This is a genomic window from Agrococcus casei LMG 22410 (assembly GCF_900163565.1).
In the GTDB taxonomy this organism is placed as follows: Bacteria; Actinomycetota; Actinomycetes; order Actinomycetales; family Microbacteriaceae; genus Agrococcus; species Agrococcus casei.
The window spans coordinates 67,953-89,874 of record NZ_FUHU01000045.1; the positions used below are offsets into that span (position 1 = coordinate 67,953).

At 63.2% G+C, this 21,922-nt stretch carries 14 protein-coding genes and 3 rRNA genes; 14 read left to right on the plus strand and 3 right to left on the minus strand.

What is annotated here, in order from left to right:
• Nucleotides 1-13: 13 nt before the first annotated feature.
• From pheS to argH, 8 genes are read left to right on the plus strand one after another with little or no spacing between them, the layout of a single operon-like run.
• Nucleotides 14-1,048, plus strand: coding sequence for a phenylalanine--tRNA ligase subunit alpha (gene pheS / locus CZ674_RS12580; RefSeq protein WP_407640223.1), 1,035 nt, complete (start codon nt 14-16; stop codon nt 1,046-1,048).
• Entirely contained in the window at nt 1,049-3,511 is a 2,463-nt protein-coding gene (gene pheT / locus CZ674_RS12585; RefSeq protein ID WP_086992869.1) for a phenylalanine--tRNA ligase subunit beta, read from the plus strand. It begins immediately after the preceding gene.
• Between the two features lie 8 nt (nt 3,512-3,519).
• A complete protein-coding gene (gene argC / locus CZ674_RS12590; protein WP_086992870.1) occupies nt 3,520-4,560 on the plus strand; it encodes an N-acetyl-gamma-glutamyl-phosphate reductase in 1,041 nt (346 codons plus the stop codon).
• Nucleotides 4,557-5,714 carry a bifunctional glutamate N-acetyltransferase/amino-acid acetyltransferase ArgJ gene (argJ, locus tag CZ674_RS12595; RefSeq protein WP_086992871.1) on the plus strand — a complete coding sequence of 386 codons (1,158 nt, stop codon included), beginning with the start codon at nt 4,557-4,559 and terminating at the stop codon, nt 5,712-5,714. The genes argC and argJ overlap by 4 nt, the downstream gene beginning before the upstream one ends.
• Nucleotides 5,683-6,600: an acetylglutamate kinase gene (gene argB / locus CZ674_RS12600; RefSeq protein ID WP_086992872.1), complete on the plus strand. Its 918-nt coding sequence runs from the start codon at nt 5,683-5,685 to the stop codon at nt 6,598-6,600. The genes argJ and argB overlap by 32 nt, the downstream gene beginning before the upstream one ends.
• Nucleotides 6,601-6,610: 10 nt before the next feature.
• Nucleotides 6,611-7,987, plus strand: coding sequence for a dihydrolipoyl dehydrogenase family protein (locus CZ674_RS12605; RefSeq protein WP_200810109.1), 1,377 nt, complete (start codon nt 6,611-6,613; stop codon nt 7,985-7,987).
• Nucleotides 7,988-7,996: 9 nt separating this feature from the next.
• Nucleotides 7,997-8,920 carry an ornithine carbamoyltransferase gene (argF, locus tag CZ674_RS12610; RefSeq protein ID WP_086992873.1) on the plus strand — a complete coding sequence of 308 codons (924 nt, stop codon included), beginning with the start codon at nt 7,997-7,999 and terminating at the stop codon, nt 8,918-8,920.
• Nucleotides 8,921-8,979: 59 nt separating this feature from the next.
• Entirely contained in the window at nt 8,980-10,407 is a 1,428-nt protein-coding gene (argH, locus tag CZ674_RS12615) for an argininosuccinate lyase (protein ID WP_086992874.1), read from the plus strand.
• A gap of 112 nt (nt 10,408-10,519) precedes the next feature.
• On the opposite strand, the gene CZ674_RS12620 is transcribed toward argH, so the two are convergent.
• A complete protein-coding gene (locus tag CZ674_RS12620) occupies nt 10,520-10,999 on the minus strand; it encodes a hypothetical protein (protein ID WP_086992875.1) in 480 nt (159 codons plus the stop codon).
• Entirely contained in the window at nt 10,996-11,619 is a 624-nt protein-coding gene (locus CZ674_RS12625; protein ID WP_086992876.1) for a hypothetical protein, read from the minus strand. The genes CZ674_RS12620 and CZ674_RS12625 overlap by 4 nt, the downstream gene beginning before the upstream one ends.
• Nucleotides 11,620-11,773: 154 nt before the next feature.
• Here CZ674_RS12625 and tyrS point away from each other — a divergent pair, with 154 nt between their 5' ends.
• The 4 genes from tyrS to rrf all read left to right on the plus strand — a co-directional run bounded on the left by tyrS (nt 11,774) and on the right by rrf (nt 18,990).
• Nucleotides 11,774-13,069, plus strand: a complete 1,296-nt coding sequence (tyrS, locus tag CZ674_RS12630; protein WP_086992877.1) for a tyrosine--tRNA ligase — start codon at nt 11,774-11,776, stop codon at nt 13,067-13,069.
• Between the two features lie 720 nt (nt 13,070-13,789).
• Nucleotides 13,790-15,312 (plus strand): 16S ribosomal RNA (locus tag CZ674_RS12635).
• Between the two features lie 358 nt (nt 15,313-15,670).
• Nucleotides 15,671-18,771, plus strand: a 23S ribosomal RNA gene (locus tag CZ674_RS12640).
• A gap of 102 nt (nt 18,772-18,873) precedes the next feature.
• Nucleotides 18,874-18,990: ribosomal RNA gene (gene rrf, locus CZ674_RS12645) — 5S ribosomal RNA — on the plus strand.
• The 16S, 23S and 5S rRNA genes sit together here, the layout of an rRNA operon.
• Before the next feature lie 146 nt (nt 18,991-19,136).
• Here the strand turns inward: rrf and CZ674_RS12650 are convergent.
• Nucleotides 19,137-19,880: a hypothetical protein gene (locus CZ674_RS12650; RefSeq protein ID WP_086992878.1), complete on the minus strand. Its 744-nt coding sequence runs from the start codon at nt 19,878-19,880 to the stop codon at nt 19,137-19,139.
• Between CZ674_RS12650 and CZ674_RS12655 the strand changes: the two genes are divergently transcribed.
• Nucleotides 19,869-20,933 (plus strand): hypothetical protein, encoded by a 1,065-nt coding sequence (locus CZ674_RS12655; RefSeq protein ID WP_143244745.1) that lies wholly within the window; start codon nt 19,869-19,871, stop codon nt 20,931-20,933. The genes CZ674_RS12650 and CZ674_RS12655 overlap by 12 nt on opposite strands.
• Nucleotides 20,933-21,922 carry an HAD-IIA family hydrolase gene (locus tag CZ674_RS12660; protein ID WP_086992880.1) on the plus strand — a complete coding sequence of 330 codons (990 nt, stop codon included), beginning with the start codon at nt 20,933-20,935 and terminating at the stop codon, nt 21,920-21,922. Before CZ674_RS12655 ends, CZ674_RS12660 begins: the two co-directional genes overlap by 1 nt.

A 21,922-nucleotide genomic window follows, 5' to 3' on the forward strand; every position in this document is an offset into this window, starting at 1 on the left:
AGGATAGATGCTTGTGTCATCTCTCACTCTCGCCGAGCAGGTGGAGTCCGCCGTGAGCCGAGCGCTCGCTGAGATCAATGCGGCAACCACCAGCAGGCAACTGCAAGCGGCCAAAGCCGCCCACAATGGTCCTGACTCCGAGCTTGCGAAGCTCAACGCGTCGCTCAAGTCGCTCGCGCCCGAGCAGCGGAAGGACGCCGGTGCAACCATCGGCGGCGGCCGCAAGCAGGTCGGGCAGGCCCTGACCGATCGGGCCGTCGAGGTCGCGGCAGCCGAAGAGCAGGCAAAGCTCGAGGCCGAGTTCATCGACGTGACGGCGCTTCCGCAGCGACTGGCTTCCGGTGCACGGCATCCGCTCGCCCTCATGCAAGAAGAGATGAGCGATGTGTTCGTCGGCATGGGCTGGGAAGTCGCCGAGGGGCCCGAGGTCGAGCACGAGTGGTACAACTTCGACGCGCTGAACGTCGACCCCGACCACCCCGCCCGCAGCGAGTCCGACACCTTCTACGTCGAGCCCGAGGGCAGCCACCTCGTGCTGCGCACGCAGACCAGCCCCGTGCAGATCCGGTCGCTGCTGACCCGTGACCTGCCCGTGTATGTCGTGTCGCCCGGTCGCGTGTTCCGCACCGACGACGTCGACGCGACGCACCTTCCGGTGTTCACGCAGATCGAGGGGCTCGCGATCGACCGCGACCTCAACATGGGGCACCTCCGCGGAACCCTCGAGCACCTCGCCAAGGCGATGTTCGGGGCGGATGCGCGCATCCGGCTTCGCAACAACCACTTTCCGTTCACCGAGCCGAGCGCCGAGATGGACGTCTGGCACCCGGGCATGCGCGGCGGACCTCGCTGGGTCGAGTGGGGCGGCTGCGGCATGGTCAACCCGAACGTGCTCCGCGCGGCCGGCGTCGACCCCGACGAGTACCGAGGCTTCGCATTCGGCATGGGCATCGAGCGCTCGCTGCAGTTCCGCTACCAGCTCTCTGACATGCGCGACATGATCGAGGGCGATGTTCGCTTCTCACAGCAGTTCGGAATGGTGATCTAGATGCGGATTCCCCTTGACTGGCTTGCCGACTACGTCGAAGTGCCAGCAGACGCGACTCCTGAGAGCGTGCTCGAAGCGCTCGTGAACGTGGGCCTTGAAGACGAGGCGATCCACGGCGGCGACGTGCGCGGGCCGCTGACGGTCGGTCGCGTGCTCGAGTTCGTCGGCGAGCCGCAGAAGAACGGCAAGATCATCCGCTGGGTGCAGGTCGATGTTGGCGAGGCAGAGCCCCGCGGCATCGTGTGCGGCGCCGACAACTTCGAGGTCGACGACCTCGTGGCTGTTGCCCTGCCCGGCACAGTGCTGCCCGGCGGCTTCGAGATCTCGGCCCGCAAGACGTACGGCCATGTCTCCGACGGCATGATGGCCTCCTCTCGCGAAGTCGGTCTCGGCAGCGACCACGACGGCATCATGCGCCTGAACGAGATGGGCTACGACGCGGCTCCCGGCGACGACGCGAAGGCCCTGCTCGGCCTCGACAAGGTCGCGGTCGAAGTCGCTGTGACGCCCGACCGCGGCTACGCGCTCAGCATGCGCGGCATCGCGCGCGAGTTCTCGAACTCGACGGGCGCCGCGTTCACCGACCCCGCGCTCATCGAGACCGGCAGCGGCTCGGGCTACACCGTGACGCTCGCCGACGACGCACCCGTTCGCGGCCGTGTCGGCTGCTCGCGCTTCATCACGCGCTCGGTTCGAGGCATCGATGCGCTCGCTCCGACGCCGGCCTGGATGTCGCAGCGACTCACCCTCGCAGGCATGCGCTCGATCTCGATCGCGGTCGACGTCACGAACTACGTCATGCTCGAGTTGGGGCAGCCGCTCCACGCGTACGACGCCGACCAGCTGACGGGCGGCATCACCGTGCGCCGCGCCCGCGCCGGCGAGACGATCACGACGCTTGACGACAGCGAGCGCAAGCTGAGCACCGAAGACCTGCTGATCACCGACGAGTCGGGCCCGATCGGCATCGCCGGCGTCATGGGCGGCGCGACGACCGAGGTCACCGACCAGACGCAGAACGTGCTGATCGAGTCGGCGTGGTTCGAGCCGGTCACGATCGGCCGCTCATCCCGCAGGCACCGTCTGCCGAGCGAAGCGTCGAAGCGCTACGCACGCGGCATCGACCCGACCATCCAAGAGGCGGCAGCCGAGCGCGCGGTGCAGCTGCTCGTCGAGTTCGCGGGCGGAACAGCGGATGCGCTGGGCGGCATCGCAGAGATCGACGTTCCCGAGACGGTCGCCATCAGCCTCGATCGCCAGAAGGCGCCTGCCATCATGGGCATCGCATACACCGATGCCGAGCAGCGCCAGGCTCTTGAGGCGATCGGCGCAGACGTCGCCGACACCGAGAGCGGCTGGCTCGTGACGCCTCCTGCCTGGCGCCCTGACCTGACTGGTCCAGAGCAGCTGGTCGAAGAGGTCGCCCGCATCGTCGGCTTCGACCGCATCGAATCCCTGCTGCCGGTGCCTCCCGCAGGCCGCGGCTACACGCAGAGCCAGCGCATCCGTCGCGAAGTCGAGCGCCAGCTCGCCGCCGCAGGTGCCACGCAGGTGCTGCTTGCTCCGTTCATGTCGCGGGCTCAGATCGACATGACGGGCGAACCCGCTGCCGAGCTGTCGAACGCGCTCGACAACGAGCGACGCTGGCTTCGCACCGGTCTGACCGCAGGGCTCGTCGAGGCGCTTGCGCGCAACGTCGCCCGAGGGCTCACCGATGCTGCGATCTACGAGGTCGGCACGGTGTTCCTGCCCTCGGGCGAGCACGGAACGGCTGAGCTGCCTTCGGCGGCGCAGCGACCCGATGCAGCGACGCTCGAGCAGCTCGACAACCTTCCGAAGCAGCCGAAACACGTCGGCATCGCGCTGACGGGTGCTCGCACGCCGAAGCAGCCCGGCCAGCCGGCTGCGGCGTACGATCTGGCGGATGCGATCGACCTGCTGCGCGTTGCCGCACGGGCCGCCGGTGCCGAGTTCGGCGTGCGCCAGGGGCAGCGCTCATGGACGCACCCGGGCCGCACTGCAGAGCTGACGGTCGGCGAAGCCGTCGTCGGCTACGCGGCCGAGCTGCTTCCGGCGGTCGCCAAGGAGCACGCGCTGCAGACGGTGATCGTCGGCGAGATCGATCTCGACCTGCTTGAGCAGCTGCGGCGCGCATCCCTCGCTCCGGGCGAGATCGCCGCAGTGCCGGCAGCCACACAAGACCTGTCGCTGACGGTCGCGAGCGAGATTCCTGCTGGCGACGTGCTCGCCGTGGTCAGGGAGGGCGCCGGTGGGCTGCTCGAGTCGATCACACTGGTCGACGACTACCGCGGTGCCGGCCTGGCAGAGAACGAGAAGTCACTGACATTCGCGCTGCGCTTCCGCGCGGCCGACCGAACCCTGAAGGCCGAAGAGGCGTCTGCTGCGAAGCTCGCAGGCGTCGCCGCGGCAGAAGCGCGCTTCGGCGCGACACTTCGCGCTTAGGAGAACCCATGGTGTATTCCGTTGCCGTAGCAGGAGCAAGCGGCTACGCAGGCGGAGAGCTGCTGCGTCTGCTCGCAGCTCATCCTGAACTCGAGGTGGCCACAGTCACTGCGCACTCGCGAGCGGGCGAGCCGCTGGTGAACGTGCACCCGCATCTGCGCTCGCTCTCGCACCTGGGTCTCATGGAGACATCGGCCGAGCGTCTGGCCGGCCATGACGTCGTGTTCCTGGCGCTGCCGCACGGTCACTCGGCCGAGCTTGCCGAACAGCTGGGCGAAGACACGCTCGTCATCGACTGCGGTGCCGACCACCGTCTTGAAGACCCTCAGGACTGGGTCGACTACTACGGCACCGAGGCGGTTCCCGCTTGGCCGTACGGCATGCCCGAGCTCGAGACTGCCGACGGCAAGCAGCGTCGTTCGCTGCGCAGCGCCAACCGCATCGCGGTTCCCGGATGCAACGCGACAGCGGTGACGCTCGCGATGATTCCCGGCATCGAGGCGGGCCTAGTGGACACCCAGCACATCGTCGCGACGCTCGCGGTCGGACCGAGCGGCGCCGGGCGAACGGCGAAGACGAATCTGCTGGCGGCCGAGCTGATGGGCAACGCTCGCCCATACTCTGTGGCGGGACACAGGCACATCCCCGAGATCAAGCAGAACTGGCGCACGGTCACCGACGCCGAGATCGGCCTGACCATGACACCTGTGCTCGTGCCGATGTCACGCGGCATCCTGGCGACGGTCGTGGCACCGCTTGCCGAAGGCGTGGCTGCTGAGCGAGTCGATTCGATCTGGCGCGGGGCATTCGACGGCGAGGACTTCGTCACGGTGCTGCCCAAGGGGCAGGTTCCCCAGGTGAGCGACGTCGTGGGATCGAACCAGGCGCTGATCGGCGTGGCCGTCGACGAGCGGGCCGGCACCGTCATCGCGATGTGCGCCATCGACAACCTCGGCAAGGGCACCGCCGGCGCTGCAGTGCAGTCGGCGAACATCGCCCTGGGGCTCGATGAGCACCTGGGGCTGTCTGCAGACGGGATCGCGCCGTGAGCGTCACAGCTCCCCGCGGGTTCGCGGCCGCCGGTGTCGAAGCCGGCTTCAAGCACTCCGGCGGACGCGACCTGGCCCTCGTCGTCAATCGCGGCGAGGCCCGATCCGCGGCCACGGTGTTCACGAGCAACCGTGCGAAGGCGAATCCGGTGCTCTTCAGCGAGAAGGTCGCAGCGGCCGGCGACGTGCGCGCGGTCGTGCTGAATGCGGGCGGCGCCAACTGCTTCACGGGCGACGAGGGCTACCGCGTGACCGAAGCCACTGCCGCGCTGACTGCGACAGAACTCGGACTCGACGCCATGAACGTGCTCGTCTGCTCGACCGGCCTGATCGGCGAACAGCTGCCGATCGCGTCGTTCGAGCGGGGTGTTCCTGCCGTGGTCGAGGCACTGAGCGACGATGCGGCCGGCGGCGATTCCGCAGCCGACGCGATCCGCACGACAGACACCGTCTCGAAGCAGTCGGTGCACCAGGCAGACGGATGGTCGGTCGGCGGGATGGCGAAGGGCGCGGGAATGCTGGCGCCAGGACTTGCGACGATGCTCGTGGTGCTGACCACCGACGCCGTCGCAGCGCCGGACGTGCTCGAGAAGGCGCTTCGCGCATCCGTTCGCGTGACGTTCGATCGCCTCGACTCCGACGGCTGCATGTCGACCAACGACACCGTGACGCTGCTGGCGAGCGGCGAGAGCGGCGAGACGCCGAGCGAAGCCGCGCTGACCGAGGCGATCACTGCGGTGTGCGCTGATCTCGCGCAGCAGCTGCAGCTCGATGCAGAGGGAGCCAGCCACGACATCACGATCGAGGTCGTCGGCGCCGCGAGCGAAGACGACGCCGTGACCGTGGGCCGCTCGTGCGCGCGCTCGAACCTGCTCATGACCGCGATCTTCGGCAATGACCCGAACTGGGGCCGCGTGCTCGCCGCGATCGGCACGACCGATGCGGCATTCGACCCCTACGACGTCGACGTCTCGTTCAACGGCGTGCGCCTCTGCCGCAAGGGCGGCCCCGACCGGCCTCGCGACGAGGTCGATCTGACGCCCCGCGCGACGCACATCCTCATCGATCTCCACGCGGGCGACGAGACCGCCACCGTGCTCACCAACGATCTGACTCACGACTATGTCCACGAGAATTCCGCGTACTCCAGTTAGCCGCGAGGCCGCGAAGGGCAAGGCCCTCACGCTGATCGAGTCGCTGCCGTGGCTCGAGCGCTTCCGCGGCACCGTGATGGTCATCAAGTACGGCGGCAACGCGATGGTGTCGCCCGAGCTGCAGCGCGCGTTCGCAGAGGACGTCGTCTACCTGCGACACGTGGGAATCCTGCCGGTCGTGGTGCACGGCGGCGGGCCTCAGATCTCGAGTGCGCTCGAGCGCTTCGGCATCGAGTCCGAGTTCAGGGGCGGGTACCGCGTGACGACTCGCGAGGCGATGGACGTCGTGCGCATGGTGCTCACCGGCCAGGTCTCTCGCGAGCTCGTGTCGCTGATCAACAGGCACGGGCCGCTCGCGGCGTCGGTCTCGGGCGAAGACGCGGGGCTGTTCACCGGCAGGCGCAAGACCGTGCAGGTCGACGGCGAGACGGTCGACCTCGGTCACGTTGGCGACGTCGTGTCGGTCGACGCGTCGCGCGTTCGGCGCATGCTCGATGCCGAGCTGATTCCGGTCATCTCCTCGGTCGCACCCGACGAAGAGCACCCGGGCGACTCGCTCAACATCAACGCCGACGCCGCGGCCAGTGCGCTCGCGATCGCGCTGCAGGCCGAGAAGCTCGTCATCCTGACCGATGTCGAGGGCCTCTATGCCAACTGGCCCGACCGGTCGTCGCTCATCTCGTCGCTCGATGCGGCCGAGCTCGAGCGCATTCTGCCGTCGCTGGCGAGCGGCATGATCCCCAAGATGCAGGCGTGCCTCGACGCAGTGCGCGGCGGCGTGCCGAAGGCTGCGATCATCGACGGCCGCGACGAGCACTCGATGCTGCTCGAGGTGTTCACCGACGACGGCTCCGGAACCGAGGTCGTGGAGCAGCTCGAACGGTAGACTCCGGGCCATGCAGACCGAGACGATGCACGCAGACGTGGCGGTGATCGGCTGGGGCAAGGCCGGCAAGACGATCGCAGCCAAGCTGGCGGCCGGCGGCACGCGGGTCGTGATCGTCGAGCAGTCGGATGCGATGGTCGGCGGCACGTGCATCAACATCGGGTGCGTCCCCACGAAGACGCTGCTGCACGATGCCGGCGGGCGCCGCGCAGACGATGACCCGCAGTCGTTCTTCGATGCCGCGCAGCAGCGTCGCGATTCGCTCATCGCCAAGCTCAACGGCGTCAACCGCACGATGGTCGAGCAGCACGAGCAGGCGGTCGTCGTCATGGGCCGTGCTCGATTCTCGGGTGAGCGCACGATCGAGGTGACGGCGGGCGACGACCTCCTCACGGTCACCGCCGACAGGTTCGTGATCGGCACGGGTGCTGTGTCGCGTCAGGCTGATGTGCCCGGGCTCGACCCTCGATCGCCTCGTGTGCTCGATTCGACGACTGCGCAGGGCGTGCATCCGCTTCCCGATCACTTGGCCATTGTCGGCGCAGGCCCGATCGGGCTCGAGTTCGCCACCATGTTCGCGCTGTTCGGCTCTCGGGTGACGCTGATCGACCGCGGAGCACGCCTGCTGCCAGAGCACGACGAGCAGCTCTCGGCCGAGGTCGAGCAGCGGCTGCGTGAGCAGGGCGTCGAGGTGCTGCACGACACCATGGTTGTCGAGGGCAGCGAAGAAGACGACGGCGTGCGGCTTGAGACCGACACCGGCTCCGCTGTGACGGCAGACGCGGTGCTCTTCGCGATCGGCCGCACACCTGCCACCTCAGGCCTCGGGCTCGAGGCTGCCGGCGTCGAGACCGACGAGCGGGGCGCGATCGCGGTCGACGACCTGCTGCGCACGAGCGTCGAAGGGGTGTGGGCCGTCGGCGATGTCAACGGCGGGCCGCAGTTCACCTATGTCTCGTACGACGACCACCGCATCGTGCTGCCGCAGCTGCTCGGCCGCGAGCCCGAGCACACTCGCGCAGATCGCACGGCGGTGCCGACCACCACATTCATGCATCCGCCGCTGGGGATTGTCGGTCTCACGGCCGACGCCGCCCGAGAGGCAGGGCACGCCGTGCGCGTGGCAACGAAGCCGGTCGCGAAGATCGCCGCGATGCCGAGGCCCAAGGCGGTCGCGAACACGGCAGGGCGCATCACCCTCGTCGTCGATGCAGACACCGATTTGGTGCTCGGGGCCCAGCTCTGGACGATCGATGCGCAAGAGCTCGTCAACCTGGTAGCACTGGCGATGCGAGGCGGAGTCTCGGCGTCGAAGCTGCGCGACGGCATCTGGACGCACCCCTCGACGACCGAAGCCCTCAACGAAGTGCTCGCCGAGCTGGATTAGGCTTGGTGCATGACACGGCACTTCCTGCGCGACGACGACATCACCAAGGCTGAGCAGACCGAGATCCTCGATCTCGCGATCGCGATGAAGGCCGATCGATTCGCCAGGCAGCCGCTCGCCGGCCCCCAGACCGTGGCCGTGATCTTCGACAAGACGTCGACGCGCACGCGAGTCTCGTTCGCGACCGGCATCGCCGATCTCGGCGGCTCGGCGCTCATCATCAACCCGGGCGAGAGCCAGCTGGGCGGCAAGGAGTCGATCAGCGACACAGCACGTGTCATGGAGCGGATGGTCGCAGCGATCGTGTGGCGCACCTTCGGTCATGAGGGGCTCGAAGAGATGGCGCGGGGCACTTCGGTGCCCGTGGTCAATTCCCTGAGCGATGACTTCCACCCGTGCCAGCTGCTGGCCGACCTCCAGACCGTGCGCGAGCATCGCGGCGACCTCGAAGGCCAGCGGCTCGTGTTCTTCGGTGACACCGCGAGCAACATGGCGCACTCGTACTTGCTCGCCTGCGCGACCGCAGGCATGCACGTGGTTCTGGCGGGCCCCGCATCCGCGGCTCCGAGGGCCGACATTCTGGCTGACGCCGAGCGCATCGCGATGGCGAGCGGCGGCAGCGCCGTGTTCACGACTGACGCCGCAGAGGCAGCCGATGACGCCGACATCGTCGTCACCGACACCTGGGTCTCGATGGGGCAGGAGTCCGAGAAGGAGCAGCGCATCGCGCAGTTCGGCGAGTACCAGGTCAACGGCGCGGTGATGGCGCGCGCGAAGAGCGACGCGATCTTCCTGCACTGCCTGCCCGCATACCGAGGCCTCGAGGTTGCAGCCGACGTGATCGACGGCCCGCAGTCGGTCATCTGGGACGAAGCCGAGAACCGTCTGCACGCGCAGAAGGCTCTGCTCGCGTGGCTGCTCGAGAACAGCTGAGCAGTAGGCTTGCCAGGGGATTGCGGAGCATCCGCAGCGCGTGACTGAGAGGACGACGGATGACCGAGGGCGACGCCGCACAGCGGCACGGAACCAATGAGGGCTCACTCTGGGGAGCCCGATTCGCTTCTGGCCCTGCTCCCGAGATGGCGATCCTGTCGAAGTCGACGCACTTCGACTGGCGCCTCGCCCAGTACGACATCGCCGGGTCGCGAGCACACGCGATCGCGCTGCACGCTGCGAACTATCTCAGTGACGACGAGCTGCGCGGCATGCACTCGGCGCTCGACGAGCTGAGCGCCCGCGTCGCCGACGGACGATTCCAGGCGGCAGAGTCTGACGAAGACGTACACGGTGCCCTCGAGCGCGGCCTCATCGAGATCGCCGGCGCCGAGCTCGGCGGCCGACTCCGCGCTGGCCGCAGCCGAAACGACCAGATCGCCACGCTCATCCGCCTCTGGATGCGCGATGAGTCCGAGCACATCGTGCGCGGGCTCCACGGCATGATCGCGGCGCTCATCGAACAGGCCAAGGCACACCCGAACGCGCCCATGCCGGGCCGCACCCACTTGCAGCACGCGCAGCCCGTGCTGCTGTCGCATGATCTGCTGGCCCACGCATGGCCGCTCGTGCGTGATCTCGAACGACTTCGCGACTGGCGCGTGCGCGCATCCGAGTCTCCGTACGGCGGGGGAGCCCTCGCCGGATCATCGCTGGGACTCGACCCGCGCCTCGTCGCCGGCGAGCTCGGCCTCGGCGCCCCGAGCCACAACTCGATCGACGCCACGAGCGCTCGCGATGTCACCGCTGAGTTCGCCTACGTGCTGACGCAGATCGGCATCGACCTGTCGCGCCTCGCCGAAGAGGTGATCTTCTGGGTGACGCGTGAGGCAGGCATCGCAAAGCTGCACGATGCGTTCTCGACCGGCTCGTCGATCATGCCGCAGAAGAAGAACCCCGACATTCCCGAACTGACGAGGGGCAAGGCTGGCCGGCTGATCGGCAACCTGACCGGGCTGCTGGCCACGCTCAAGGCGCTGCCGCTCGCGTACAACCGCGACCTGCAAGAAGACAAAGAGCCGGTGTTCGACTCGGTCGACCAGCTGCGCATGGTGCTGCCGGCGATGGCAGGCATGGTCGCGACGCTCGAGTTCGACACCGATCGGATGCGCGATCTGGCACCGCAGGGATTCTCGCTGGCGACTGACGTCGCCGAGTGGCTGGTGCGTCAGGGGGTTCCGTTCAGGGATGCCCACGAGGTCTCGGGCGAACTCGTGCAGTTCTGCGAGGAGCGCGGCCTCGAGCTGCATGAGCCGAGCGACGACGACTACCGCTCGATCAGCGAGCACCTGCTGCCGGCAGTGCGCGACGTGCTGAGTGTCGACGGAGCGATTGCGAGCCGACGCGGCGTCGGAGGAACAGCGCCGGATGCAGTGGCAGAGCAGCTGCGCGCGCTCGAGGAGCGTCTCGCCTCACTGGTCGGCTGACCCTCGGCTTTCGCGCGCCTTCAGGTTCGGAAGAAGTATGCGACCGTACCCCCGCGCTGGAGCTCTGGAGCGGATGCATCGCATCCGCCGCGACGCCAGCGTCCCTGAGCGTTCAGGTGCGAAACAGGTAAGCCACTGTTCCCCATAGCCCCGCCACCCCCAGCGACGCCAGTGTTCCGATGATGAATCGCTCGCGGGATGCGGGCTTGTCGAGCTCGCCGAACCGGCCGACGGCTTTGACGGCGACGATGACGGCAACCGCTCCGAACTGGCCGACGCCGATAGCGACCGCGGTCGCAGTGCGCTCGAGCAGCCCGATCATCCAGCCGCCGCGCATCGTGCCGTCGGGTGCCTCAAGCGGCGGGCGACCGGTCTCGAGCGCACTCTTCGGCGGATCAGCGATCGCGAATGCCGCTTTCACGATGAACCAGCCGTGCACCGCTGACGCCACTGCAGCGAACACGGTGATCAGCGCATTGAGCCACACGGGAAGCACAGGCAGCACGGCACCGACGAATACGAGTGCGAGTGCGAGCGCGAGCCCTCCGGCGCAGGCGATGACGAGCGGGATCGTCAGGCGGTCGAGTCTCATGCGTCCACCTTGTCAGCTACCTCTGTCATCTTGGTCGATGCATCGGCTCGGGCGAGCAGTCGCTCGGCGAGCTCGATGCCTGCCTGCTCGTGGCGGAGGCCCGCGATCCGTGCTCGCTTCGACGCCGCGCTGACAGAGATTCCGAGATGCTCGGCTGCGGCGGTGACTGATCCGAGCCTGTCGATGAGCTCTGCGATCTCGTTTCCGGCGTCTGTCCTCCGAGACTGCAGCGTCTGCAGCAGGGCGAGGGCCGCTTCGCAGTCCTGGGCGGCTTCGGCATCCTCGGATGAGCGCACTGCGATGTGCCAGGGGAGTGGCTTCGCCGCATTCACCGCATCACGCGCGGCTTGAAACGCGGTGCCATGCGAATCTGCGGCAGAGGTCGAGAGGCTTCCATTGCCGATGCCGATGCCGACATGCCAGTCGTCGCCGGCGAGGTCGAGCGCGACTGCCGCAACAGTGGTCGGATCGTCGGTGATGAGCTGCAGCTCGTCGCCGGCGAACTGCGCCGCAGGAAGCAGCAGACTCTCGCCGTGCTGCTGCTCGAGCTGACGCATCTGCTGGGCGGCTCTGTTGCCCGCTGTGGTCGAGTTCTTCTGGTCAACGGTGATGACGAACATGATCCTCCAGACCTCCTGGGCAATATGAACCGCACACGCTCCACTTTGCATACAGAACCCTACAAGGTTCACCACGACGATACAACCGTTTTCGGTTGTCACACGCCAGACGCTCGATGCGCGCAATTGCCGAGAATCCCACTACGCTGGTGGCATGACTGGTGCTGCACCCATCCGGCTCGACCCGACATTCGACAATGTCTGGGACGAACTCGTCTGGCGAGGAAGCGTGCACGTCTCAACTGATGAGACGGCTCTGCGAGACGCCCTGGCCGGAGACCCGATCACCTTCTACTGCGGGTTCGACCCGACAGCACCGAGCCTCCATCTCGGCAACCTGGCGCAGCTGATCGTCATGCGGCGACTCCAGTTGGCCGGCCACAAGCCGCTTGCGCTGGTCGGCGGATCCACTGGCCTCATCGGAGACCCCAAGCCCACCAGCGAGCGGCAGCTCAATGAGCGCGAGACCGTGGCCGAGTGGGTCGAGTACCTCGGAGGGCAGACGCTGCGCTTCCTCTCCGAAGACGGCGACAATGCGGTTCGCCTCGTGAACAACCTCGACTGGACGGCCCCGATGTCGACCGTCGACTTCCTCCGCGAGATCGGCAAGCACTTCCGGGTCGGCACCATGCTGAAGAAGGACGCCGTTGCCGCGCGCATGGATTCCGAAGACGGCATCTCCTACGCCGAGTTCAGCTACCAGGTGCTGCAGGGGCTCGACTTCCGTGAGCTGTACCTGCGGCACGACTGCCTGCTGCAGCTGGGAGGCAGCGACCAGTGGGGCAACCTGACAGCCGGCACCGAGCTGATCCGAAAAGCCGAAGGCGTGCACGCGCATGCACTCGGCACTCCGCTCATCACCGATGCCGATGGCCGCAAGTTCGGCAAGAGCGAGGGCAACGCGGTGTGGCTCGATGCCAACCTGACGAGTCCCTACGCGATGTACCAGTTCTGGCTCAACCAGGATGATGCGATCGTGGTCTCGCTGCTGCAGAAGTTCACCTTCCTGTCGCGCGAGCGCATTGCCGAGCTCGAGCGCGCGGTCGCCGACGAGCCGTTCCGCCGCGAGGCGCAGAGGGTGCTCGCCTACGAGGTGACGTCATTCGTGCACGGAAGCGACACGACTGACGAAGTCGTGGCCGCATCCGCAGCGCTGTTCGGCGGGGGAGCACTCGATGCCCTGAACCCCGATGTGCTCGACCAGGCACTGAGCTCACTGCCAACGGTCACGGTGACTCCAGACTCGAGTGTGCTCGAGGCTCTGCGCGAGACCAAGCTGGTGTCGAGTCTGTCTGAGGCACGACGCGCAGTCACCCAGGGTGCAGTGTCAGTGAACAACGAACGGATCACGGATGCCGAATCGACGTTCGAAGGCCGCCTTCTGCACCAGCGCTTTGCAGTGCTGCGTCGAGGCAAGAAGACACTCGCCGCAGTGAGAGTGCAGAGCTGACTGCACTCCTGACAGTGGACGCCCCGCCGGCATTTGCCGCGGGGCGTCCGCTGTCTCCGAGGGCGACACGCCCGAGATGCTGCCCGAATTGGGGGCGGGGGCAGAGCGTGCGTAAAGTATCTCCTTGTCACCCCAAAGGAGTTGAAGCCGAAAGGGCCTCCTCCTCAAGCGGGACACCATTCGAAATATCGAATGAACTACCACTCAATGAAGCGAAACAGTCAGGTTTGACTGGCACACGGTTGTGTGTATGATGGAGTTCTGCAAGTTTAACAAGCAGTGAACATCTACACAGTCCCGGCCAGTCAATTTGACAGTGAGTTTCGGGTGTGTATGATGGACAAGTTGCCTCGGCAACATAAGCCCACCACACACACTGGGTCGCAGGTCGATTTGACAGGCAGTTTCGAGTGTGTATGATGGACAAGTTGCCTCGGCAGCGAAAGACCACCACACACTCTGAACCGCGAGTCGATTTGACACAGCGAAGAGAAGTGGTAAATTAGAGAAGTTGCCTCAGAGCAAGCCGCAAGGCCCAACTGAGAGCGTCCGATCCTTGAGAACTCAACAGCGTGCACAATGTCAAATGCCAAATAACTCGTTGTGTTGTTTACAACACACGATTCCTTTGGACAAACGAGATTGTCAGCAAGACAGTCTGAATTGTCAGCATCAAACTCGTTTCTGCAGCGATATTCCTCGCAGCAGAAACAACATTTCTTTACGGAGAGTTTGATCCTGGCTCAGGACGAACGCTGGCGGCGTGCTTAACACATGCAAGTCGAACGATGAAGCCGGAGCTTGCTCCGGTGGATTAGTGGCGAACGGGTGAGTAACACGTGAGTAATCTGCCCCTGACTCTGGGATAAGCACTGGAAACGGTGTCTAATACTGGATACGAGCTGCGAAGGCATCTTCAGCAGCTGGAAAGAACTTCGGTCAGGGATGAACTCGCGTCCTATCAGTTAGTTGGTGAGGTAATGGCTCACCAAGACGACGACGGGTAGCCGGCCTGAGAGGGTGACCGGCCACACTGGGACTGAGACACGGCCCAGACTCCTACGGGAGGCAGCAGTGGGGAATATTGCACAATGGGCGAAAGCCTGATGCAGCAACGCCGCGTGAGGGATGACGGCCTTCGGGTTGTAAACCTCTTTTAGTAGGGAAGAAGCGAAAGTGACGGTACCTACAGAAAAAGCACCGGCTAACTACGTGCCAGCAGCCGCGGTAATACGTAGGGTGCAAGCGTTGTCCGGAATTATTGGGCGTAAAGAGCTCGTAGGCGGTTTGTCGCGTCTGCTGTGAAAATCCGAGGCTCAACCTCGGACCTGCAGTGGGTACGGGCAGACTAGAGTGCGGTAGGGGAGATTGGAATTCCTGGTGTAGCGGTGGAATGCGCAGATATCAGGAGGAACACCGATGGCGAAGGCAGATCTCTGGGCCGTTACTGACGCTGAGGAGCGAAAGCATGGGGAGCAAACAGGCTTAGATACCCTGGTAGTCCATGCCGTAAACGTTGGGAACTAGATGTGGGGACCATTCCACGGTGTCCGTGTCGTAGCTAACGCATTAAGTTCCCCGCCTGGGGAGTACGGCCGCAAGGCTAAAACTCAAAGGAATTGACGGGGGCCCGCACAAGCGGCGGAGCATGCGGATTAATTCGATGCAACGCGAAGAACCTTACCAAGGCTTGACATATACGAGAACGCTGCAGAAATGCAGAACTCTTTGGACACTCGTATACAGGTGGTGCATGGTTGTCGTCAGCTCGTGTCGTGAGATGTTGGGTTAAGTCCCGCAACGAGCGCAACCCTCGTCCTATGTTGCCAGCACGTAATGGTGGGAACTCATGGGATACTGCCGGGGTCAACTCGGAGGAAGGTGGGGATGACGTCAAATCATCATGCCCCTTATGTCTTGGGCTTCACGCATGCTACAATGGCCGGTACAATGGGCTGCAATACCGCAAGGTGGAGCGAATCCCAAAAAGCCGGTCTCAGTTCGGATTGAGGTCTGCAACTCGACCTCATGAAGTCGGAGTCGCTAGTAATCGTAGATCAGCAACGCTACGGTGAATACGTTCCCGGGCCTTGTACACACCGCCCGTCAAGTCATGAAAGTCGGTAACACCCGAAGCCGGTGGCCTAACCTTTTGGAGGGAGCCGTCGAAGGTGGGATCGGTGATTAGGACTAAGTCGTAACAAGGTAGCCGTACCGGAAGGTGCGGCTGGATCACCTCCTTTCTAAGGAGCATCTGATTGCGAAAGCAATCCAGAGCCTGATTGATCACATGTGTTGATCACAGGTCAGCTCAAGGGTGGAACATTGACATTGGTGCTGCGGAAGCAAAATCAGCTGAGTACGATCTTCGGATCTGGAAAGACTGGTGGAGCTGAAGCAGCACATGCACGTTGTTGGGTCCTGAGGGACCGGGCCGGCGAAAGCCGATCTGGTACCTTAGCGGATCTGTTCTGGCAGCCTGGCTGTCCGACAGATATCGCCCGTACTTTGAGAACTACACAGTGGACGCGAGCATCTTATAAATAAGATCAAAATTGGTCGTGTCAATTTATTGACACGTCTTAACGTGATAACTCATGCAATCAAATTTCTAAGAGCAAACGGTGGATGCCTTGGCATCTGGAGCCGAAGAAGGACGTAGTAATCTGCGATAATCCTCGGGGAGCTGATAAACGAGCTTTGATCCGAGGGTCTCCGAATGGGGAAACCCAGCTGGCGATCATAGCCAGTTACCTCTGCCTGAATATATAGGGCAGTTGGAGGGAACGTGGGGAAGTGAAACATCTCAGTACCCACAGGAAGAGAAAACAACATGTGATTCCGTAAGTAGTGGCGAGCGAACGCGGAAGAGGCCAAACCGCACGTGTGTGATAGCCGGCAGGCGTTGCACGTGCGGGGTTGCGGGACGTCTCTGTTGATCTGCCGATCAGCAAACGTTACAGCGCAGGATAGTCGAAGAGCTTGGAACAGCTCATCAAAGAGGGTGAGAATCCCGTAGACGAAATTCTGTAATGGCGTGAGACCCATCCCAAGTAGCACGGGGCCCGAGAAATCCCGTGTGAATCTGCCAGGACCACCTGGTAAGCCTAAATACTCCCAGATGACCGATAGCGGACAAGTACCGTGAGGGAAAGGTGAAAAGTACCCCGGGAGGGGAGTGAAATAGTACCTGAAACCGTTTGCTTACAAACCGTTGGAGCAGCCCTAGTAGCTGTGACAGCGTGCCTTTTGAAGAATGAGCCTGCGAGTTAGTGATATGTGGCAAGGTTAACCCGTGTGGGGAAGCCGTAGCGAAAGCGAGTCTGAATAGGGCGATTCAGTCGCATGTCCTAGACCCGAAGCGAAGTGATCTATCCATGGCCAGGTTGAAGCGAGGGTAAGACCTCGTGGAGGACCGAACCCACTTATGTTGAAAAATGAGGGGATGAGCTGTGGATAGGGGTGAAAGGCCAATCAAACTTCGTGATAGCTGGTTCTCTCCGAAATGCATTTAGGTGCAGCGTTGCGTGTTTCTTGCCGGAGGTAGAGCGACTGGATGGCCGATGGGCCTCAACAGGTTACTGACGTCAGCCAAACTCCGAATGCCGGTAAGTGAGAGCGCAGCAGTGAGACGGTGGGGGATAAGCTTCATCGTCGAGAGGGAAACAACCCAGACCATCATCTAAGGTCCCTAAGCGTGTGCTAAGTGGAAAAGGATGTGGAGTTGCTTAGACAACCAGGAGGTTGGCTTAGAAGCAGCCACCCTTGAAAGAGTGCGTAATAGCTCACTGGTCAAGTGATTCTGCGCCGACAATGTAACGGGGCTCAAGCACACCACCGAAGGTATGGAATTCAGACAATAGGCCGGCACTTTGTGTCCAGCCGTCTGGATTGGTAGGAGAGCGTCGTGTGGCGAGCGAAGCGGCGGGGTAACCCAGCCGTGGATGCCACACGAGTGAGAATGCAGGCATGAGTAGCGAAAGACGGGCGAGAAACCCGTCCTCCGAAAGACCAAGGGTTCCAGGGTCAAGCTAATCTTCCCTGGGTAAGCCGGGACCTAAGGCGAGGCCGACAGGCGTAGTCGATGGACAACAGGTTGATATTCCGTGCTAACGAAGAACCGCCCAAGCTAATCTAGTGGTGCTAAGAGTCTGAAGCGTTTATCAGATCCCTTCGGGGTGACGATTCACGTGGAGCACTCGACCCCATGCTAGTGCGGCTAGCGTATTAACAGGTGTGACGCAGGAGGATAAGTGAACCGGGCGGATGGAAGAGCCCGGGTAACGGTGTAGGACTGAAGATTGGCAAATCCGTCTTCTATATGTCTGAGACCGGACGCCGAACCGTAAAGGGAAGTCACTGATTCCATGCTGCCTAGAAAAGCATCGACGCGAGGTTCTAGTTACCCGTACCCCAAACCAACTCAGGTGGTCAGGTAGAGAATACTAAGGAGATCGAGATAATCATGGTTAAGGAACTCGGCAAAATGCCCCCGTAACTTCGGGAGAAGGGGGGCCGGAAAGGTGATGGCACTTGCTGCCTAAGCCCAGAAGGCCGCAGAGACCAGTGGGAAGCGACTGTTTATCAAAAACACAGGTCCGTGCGAAGTCGCAAGACGATGTATACGGACTGACGCCTGCCCGGTGCTGGAAGGTTAAGAGGAGGGGTTAGCTTCGGCGAAGCTCTGAATTTAAGCCCCAGTAAACGGCGGTGGTAACTATAACCATCCTAAGGTAGCGAAATTCCTTGTCGGGTAAGTTCCGACCTGCACGAATGGCGTAACGACTTCCCAGCTGTCTCAACCGTGAACTCGGCGAAATTGCAATACGAGTAAAGATGCTCGTTACGCGCAGAAGGACGGAAAGACCCCGTGACCTTTACTATAGCTTGGTATTGGTGTTCGGAGTTGCCTGTGTAGGATAGGTGGGAGACTTTGAAGCTTGGACGCTAGTTCAGGTGGAGTCATTGTTGAAATACCACTCTGGTAACTTTGGATATCTAACTTCGAACCGTGATCCGGTTCAGGGACAGTGCCTGGTGGGTAGTTTAACTGGGGCGGTTGCCTCCTAAAGAGTAACGGAGGCGCCCAAAGGTTCCCTCAATCTGGTTGGCAATCAGATGTCGAGTGTAAGTGCACAAGGGAGCTTGACTGTGACACCGGCGGGTGGAGCAGGGACGAAAGTCGGGACTAGTGATCCGGCAGTGGCTTGTGGAAGCGCTGTCGCTCAACGGATAAAAGGTACCTCGGGGATAACAGGCTGATCTTGCCCAAGAGTCCATATCGACGGCATGGTTTGGCACCTCGATGTCGGCTCGTCGCATCCTGGGGCTGGAGTAGGTCCCAAGGGTTGGGCTGTTCGCCCATTAAAGCGGCACGCGAGCTGGGTTCAGAACGTCGTGAGACAGTTCGGTCCCTATCCTCTGCGCGCGTTGGAAATTTGAGAAGATTTGACCCTAGTACGAGAGGACCGGGTTGAACGAACCTCTGGTGTGTCAGTTGTCCTGCCCAGGGCACCGCTGATTAGCTACGTTCGGGATGGATAACCGCTGAAAGCATCTAAGCGGGAAGCCGGCTTCAAGATGAGATTTCCATGCCCCTCGGGGCGAGAGGCTCCCAGTAGACTACTGGGTTGATAGGCCGGATGTGGAAGTGCAGCAATGCATGCAGCTGACCGGTACTAATAAGCCAATAATTTGATTACATGCTTACTTCTAAGTAATACTTGCGTCCACTTTGTGGTTCTCGATGTACGGTCGAGAACAAAAATGATCTAACTATTGATCGACTGAAACATCCATAGTGTTTCGGCGGCCATAGCGAGAGGGAAACGCCCGGTCACATTCCGAACCCGGAAGCTAAGCCTCTCAGCGCCGATGGTACTGCAGGGGGGACCCTGTGGGAGAGTAGGACACCGCCGAACTTTCTTTGAGAGGGGCCCCAGCTATTCAGCTGGGGCCTTTCGCTTTTTCTGGGAAGTTGTTACCTGCGTCGAATCCATCGGTTCGCGCTGAGATCTGGGAGGCTTGTTCCATGGCAGAGCAGCATGATGACGAGCGTTCGGATCGCTCACGCGGCGGCGACGATCGCCGGCAGAGCAGCAGCGGACGCGGTGAGCGCGGACGTCGTGATGGTGACCGTCGGGGTGGATCCTCGCAGGGTGACCGTCGTCCGTCCTATGGCAACCGCAAGCCCTATGGCGAGCGCAGGAACGACCGTGGTGAGCGTCGCTCCTACGGTGATCGTGACAACCGCAGTGACCGTGGCGAACGTCGTCCCTATGGCGACCGTGACAACCGCGACCGCAAGCCGTACGGTGATCGCAGCAGCGACCGTGGTGAGCGTCGCTCCTATGGTGACCGTGACAATCGTGATCGTAAGCCATACGGTGATCGCAACAGCAGCGACCGTGGCGAACGTCGTCCCTACGGTGACCGCGACAACCGTGACCGGAAGCCGTACGGTGATCGCGACAACCGTGATCGCAAGCCCTACGGTGACCGCAACAATGATCGTGGCGAACGTCGCCCCTATGGCGACCGTGACAACCGTGATCGCAAGCCCTACGGTGACCGCAACAGCAGCGACCGTGGCGAACGTCGTCCCTATGGTGACCGTGACAACCGCGATCGTAAGCCATACGGTGATCGCGACAGCAACGATCGTGGTGAGCGTCGTCCCTATGGTGACCGCGATATTCGTGATCGCAAGCCGTACGGTGACCGCAACAACGACCGTGGTGAGGGTCGCTCCTATGGTGATCGCGACAACCGTGGTGACCGCGACCGCAAGCCTTACGGTGTGCGCAACCACGCACAGCGTGGAGGTCGCGACCGCGAAGACGACGGCATGCCCGATCTGCGTCCAGTCCGCGAGCGATTCCGGGCGCCGGATCTGCCGGCGGATGTCACACCGGACGAGCTCGACGGCATCGCCCGCATGCAGCTCAAGACGCTGCAGAAGGAGAACGCAGACGTCGCGGCAATGCATCTTGCGATGACAGCCCGTCTGATCGACGACGACCCCGAGCTAGCGCACCAGCACGCGCTCGCCGCATCCCGAACCGCGGGACGCATCGGAGTCGTCCGCGAGACGCTGGGCATCACTGCGTACACGACCGGTGACTTCGCACTTGCCCTGCGTGAGCTGCGCACCTACCGTCGCATCACCGGCAATGACGATCAGATTCCACTCATGGTCGACTGCGAGCGTGGCCTTTCGCGCCCTGAGAAGGCACTCGAGCTGGCACGCTCTGTCGACGCGTCGAAGCTCGACACCGAAGTCCGTGTTGAGCTCGCCATCGCGAAGAGCGGTGCACGACTCGACCTCGGACAGGCTCAGGAAGCCCTTGAAGAGCTGCGCATCCCCGAGCTCGATCGCACACGTGCATTCGACTACTCGCCGGCGCTGTTCGCAGCACACGCGACAGTCCTCGAGGAGCTCGGCCGCACAGAAGAGTCGGCTGAATGGTTTGCACTCAGCGACAAGGCTGTCGATGCACTCGAGAATGCCTACCTCGAAAAGGGCACCGAAGAGGTGTCCATCGAGGAAGAGCGTCTGCCAGAGCCAGAGCCAGAGCTCGAGCCGGAGCAGGAGCAGGAGTCTGACGAAGCAGTTGCTGACGAAGTAGTTGTTGATGAAGCAGTTGCTGACGAAGCACCTGTCGAGGTCGAGGAAGCAGCAGCTGACGAATCTCCTGTCGAGGCAGCTCCCGTCGAAGAAGCACCGGTCGCGGAAGCGCCCGTGTCAGAAGATGAGGCGGCACCCGTCGCTGAAGTCTCTGAGACACCAGCTGACGCAGCTGGCGCAGCTGACGCTGACGACGCTGAAGACGACATCGCCCTGTTTGACTTCAAGGAGGACTAGTGCGGCCGATTGACGGCATCGACCTGCTGCTGCTCGATCTTGACGGAGTCGTCTACAAGGGCGCGCACGCGATTCCCCATGCAGTTGAGGCAATCAACGGCTCGGGCGTGCCTGCGGCGTACCTGACGAACAACGCGGCGCGCACCGACACCCAGGTTGCTGACCACCTGGCCTCGTTCGGCTTGGCTGTGCGCGCATCCGACGTCGTCACGAGCCCGCAGGCGGCGATGAACCTGCTTGCGTCGCACGTTCCCGACGCGGGACGCGTGCTCGTGGTGGGTGGCGAAGGCATCACAGCTGAGATCGCGAAGCGCGGCTGGCAGGTGGTGCGCAAGGCATCCGAGCAGCCGCACGCGGTCGTGCAGGGCTTTGCTCCGCACGTGTCATGGACAGATCTCGCTGAGGCGAGCTTCGCTCTGCAGCGCGGAATCCCGTGGGTCGCAACGAACATGGACTGGACGATGCCCGTTGCCGAAGGCATCGCGCCGGGCAACGGAACACTCGTGTCTGCTGTGCACACCGCTGTCGGGCGGATGCCCGAAGTGGCGGGCAAGCCTGAACGCCCCATCTTTCAGCTGGCGAAGGGGCGCTTCGGCGCTTCGTCGCCCATGATGATCGGCGACCGCCTCGACACCGACATCGAGGGCGCGAACAAGGTCAAGATGAAGACGCTGCATGTGCTCACTGGCATCGATCAGGCACGGCAGCTGATCGCGGCGCCGAAGATGCGGCGCCCGGATTACATCGTGCAGGATCTGCGCGAACTCGGCGACGACTACGAGGTGCCGCGCGAGACGCTCGAGAAGTCGACCGGCAACGTGTTCTTCGAGGTCGGCCGTGCCGCTGTGAAGCGCAGCGGCAACCGCGTCGAGCTGCTGCGAGCAGGGGAGCGCCATGTCGACACCGTGCGCGCTGCGTGCATCGCTGTGTGGACGAGTGACTTCAACATCCACGGCATGCACATCGGCAAGGAGATCCTCGAGCTCTGA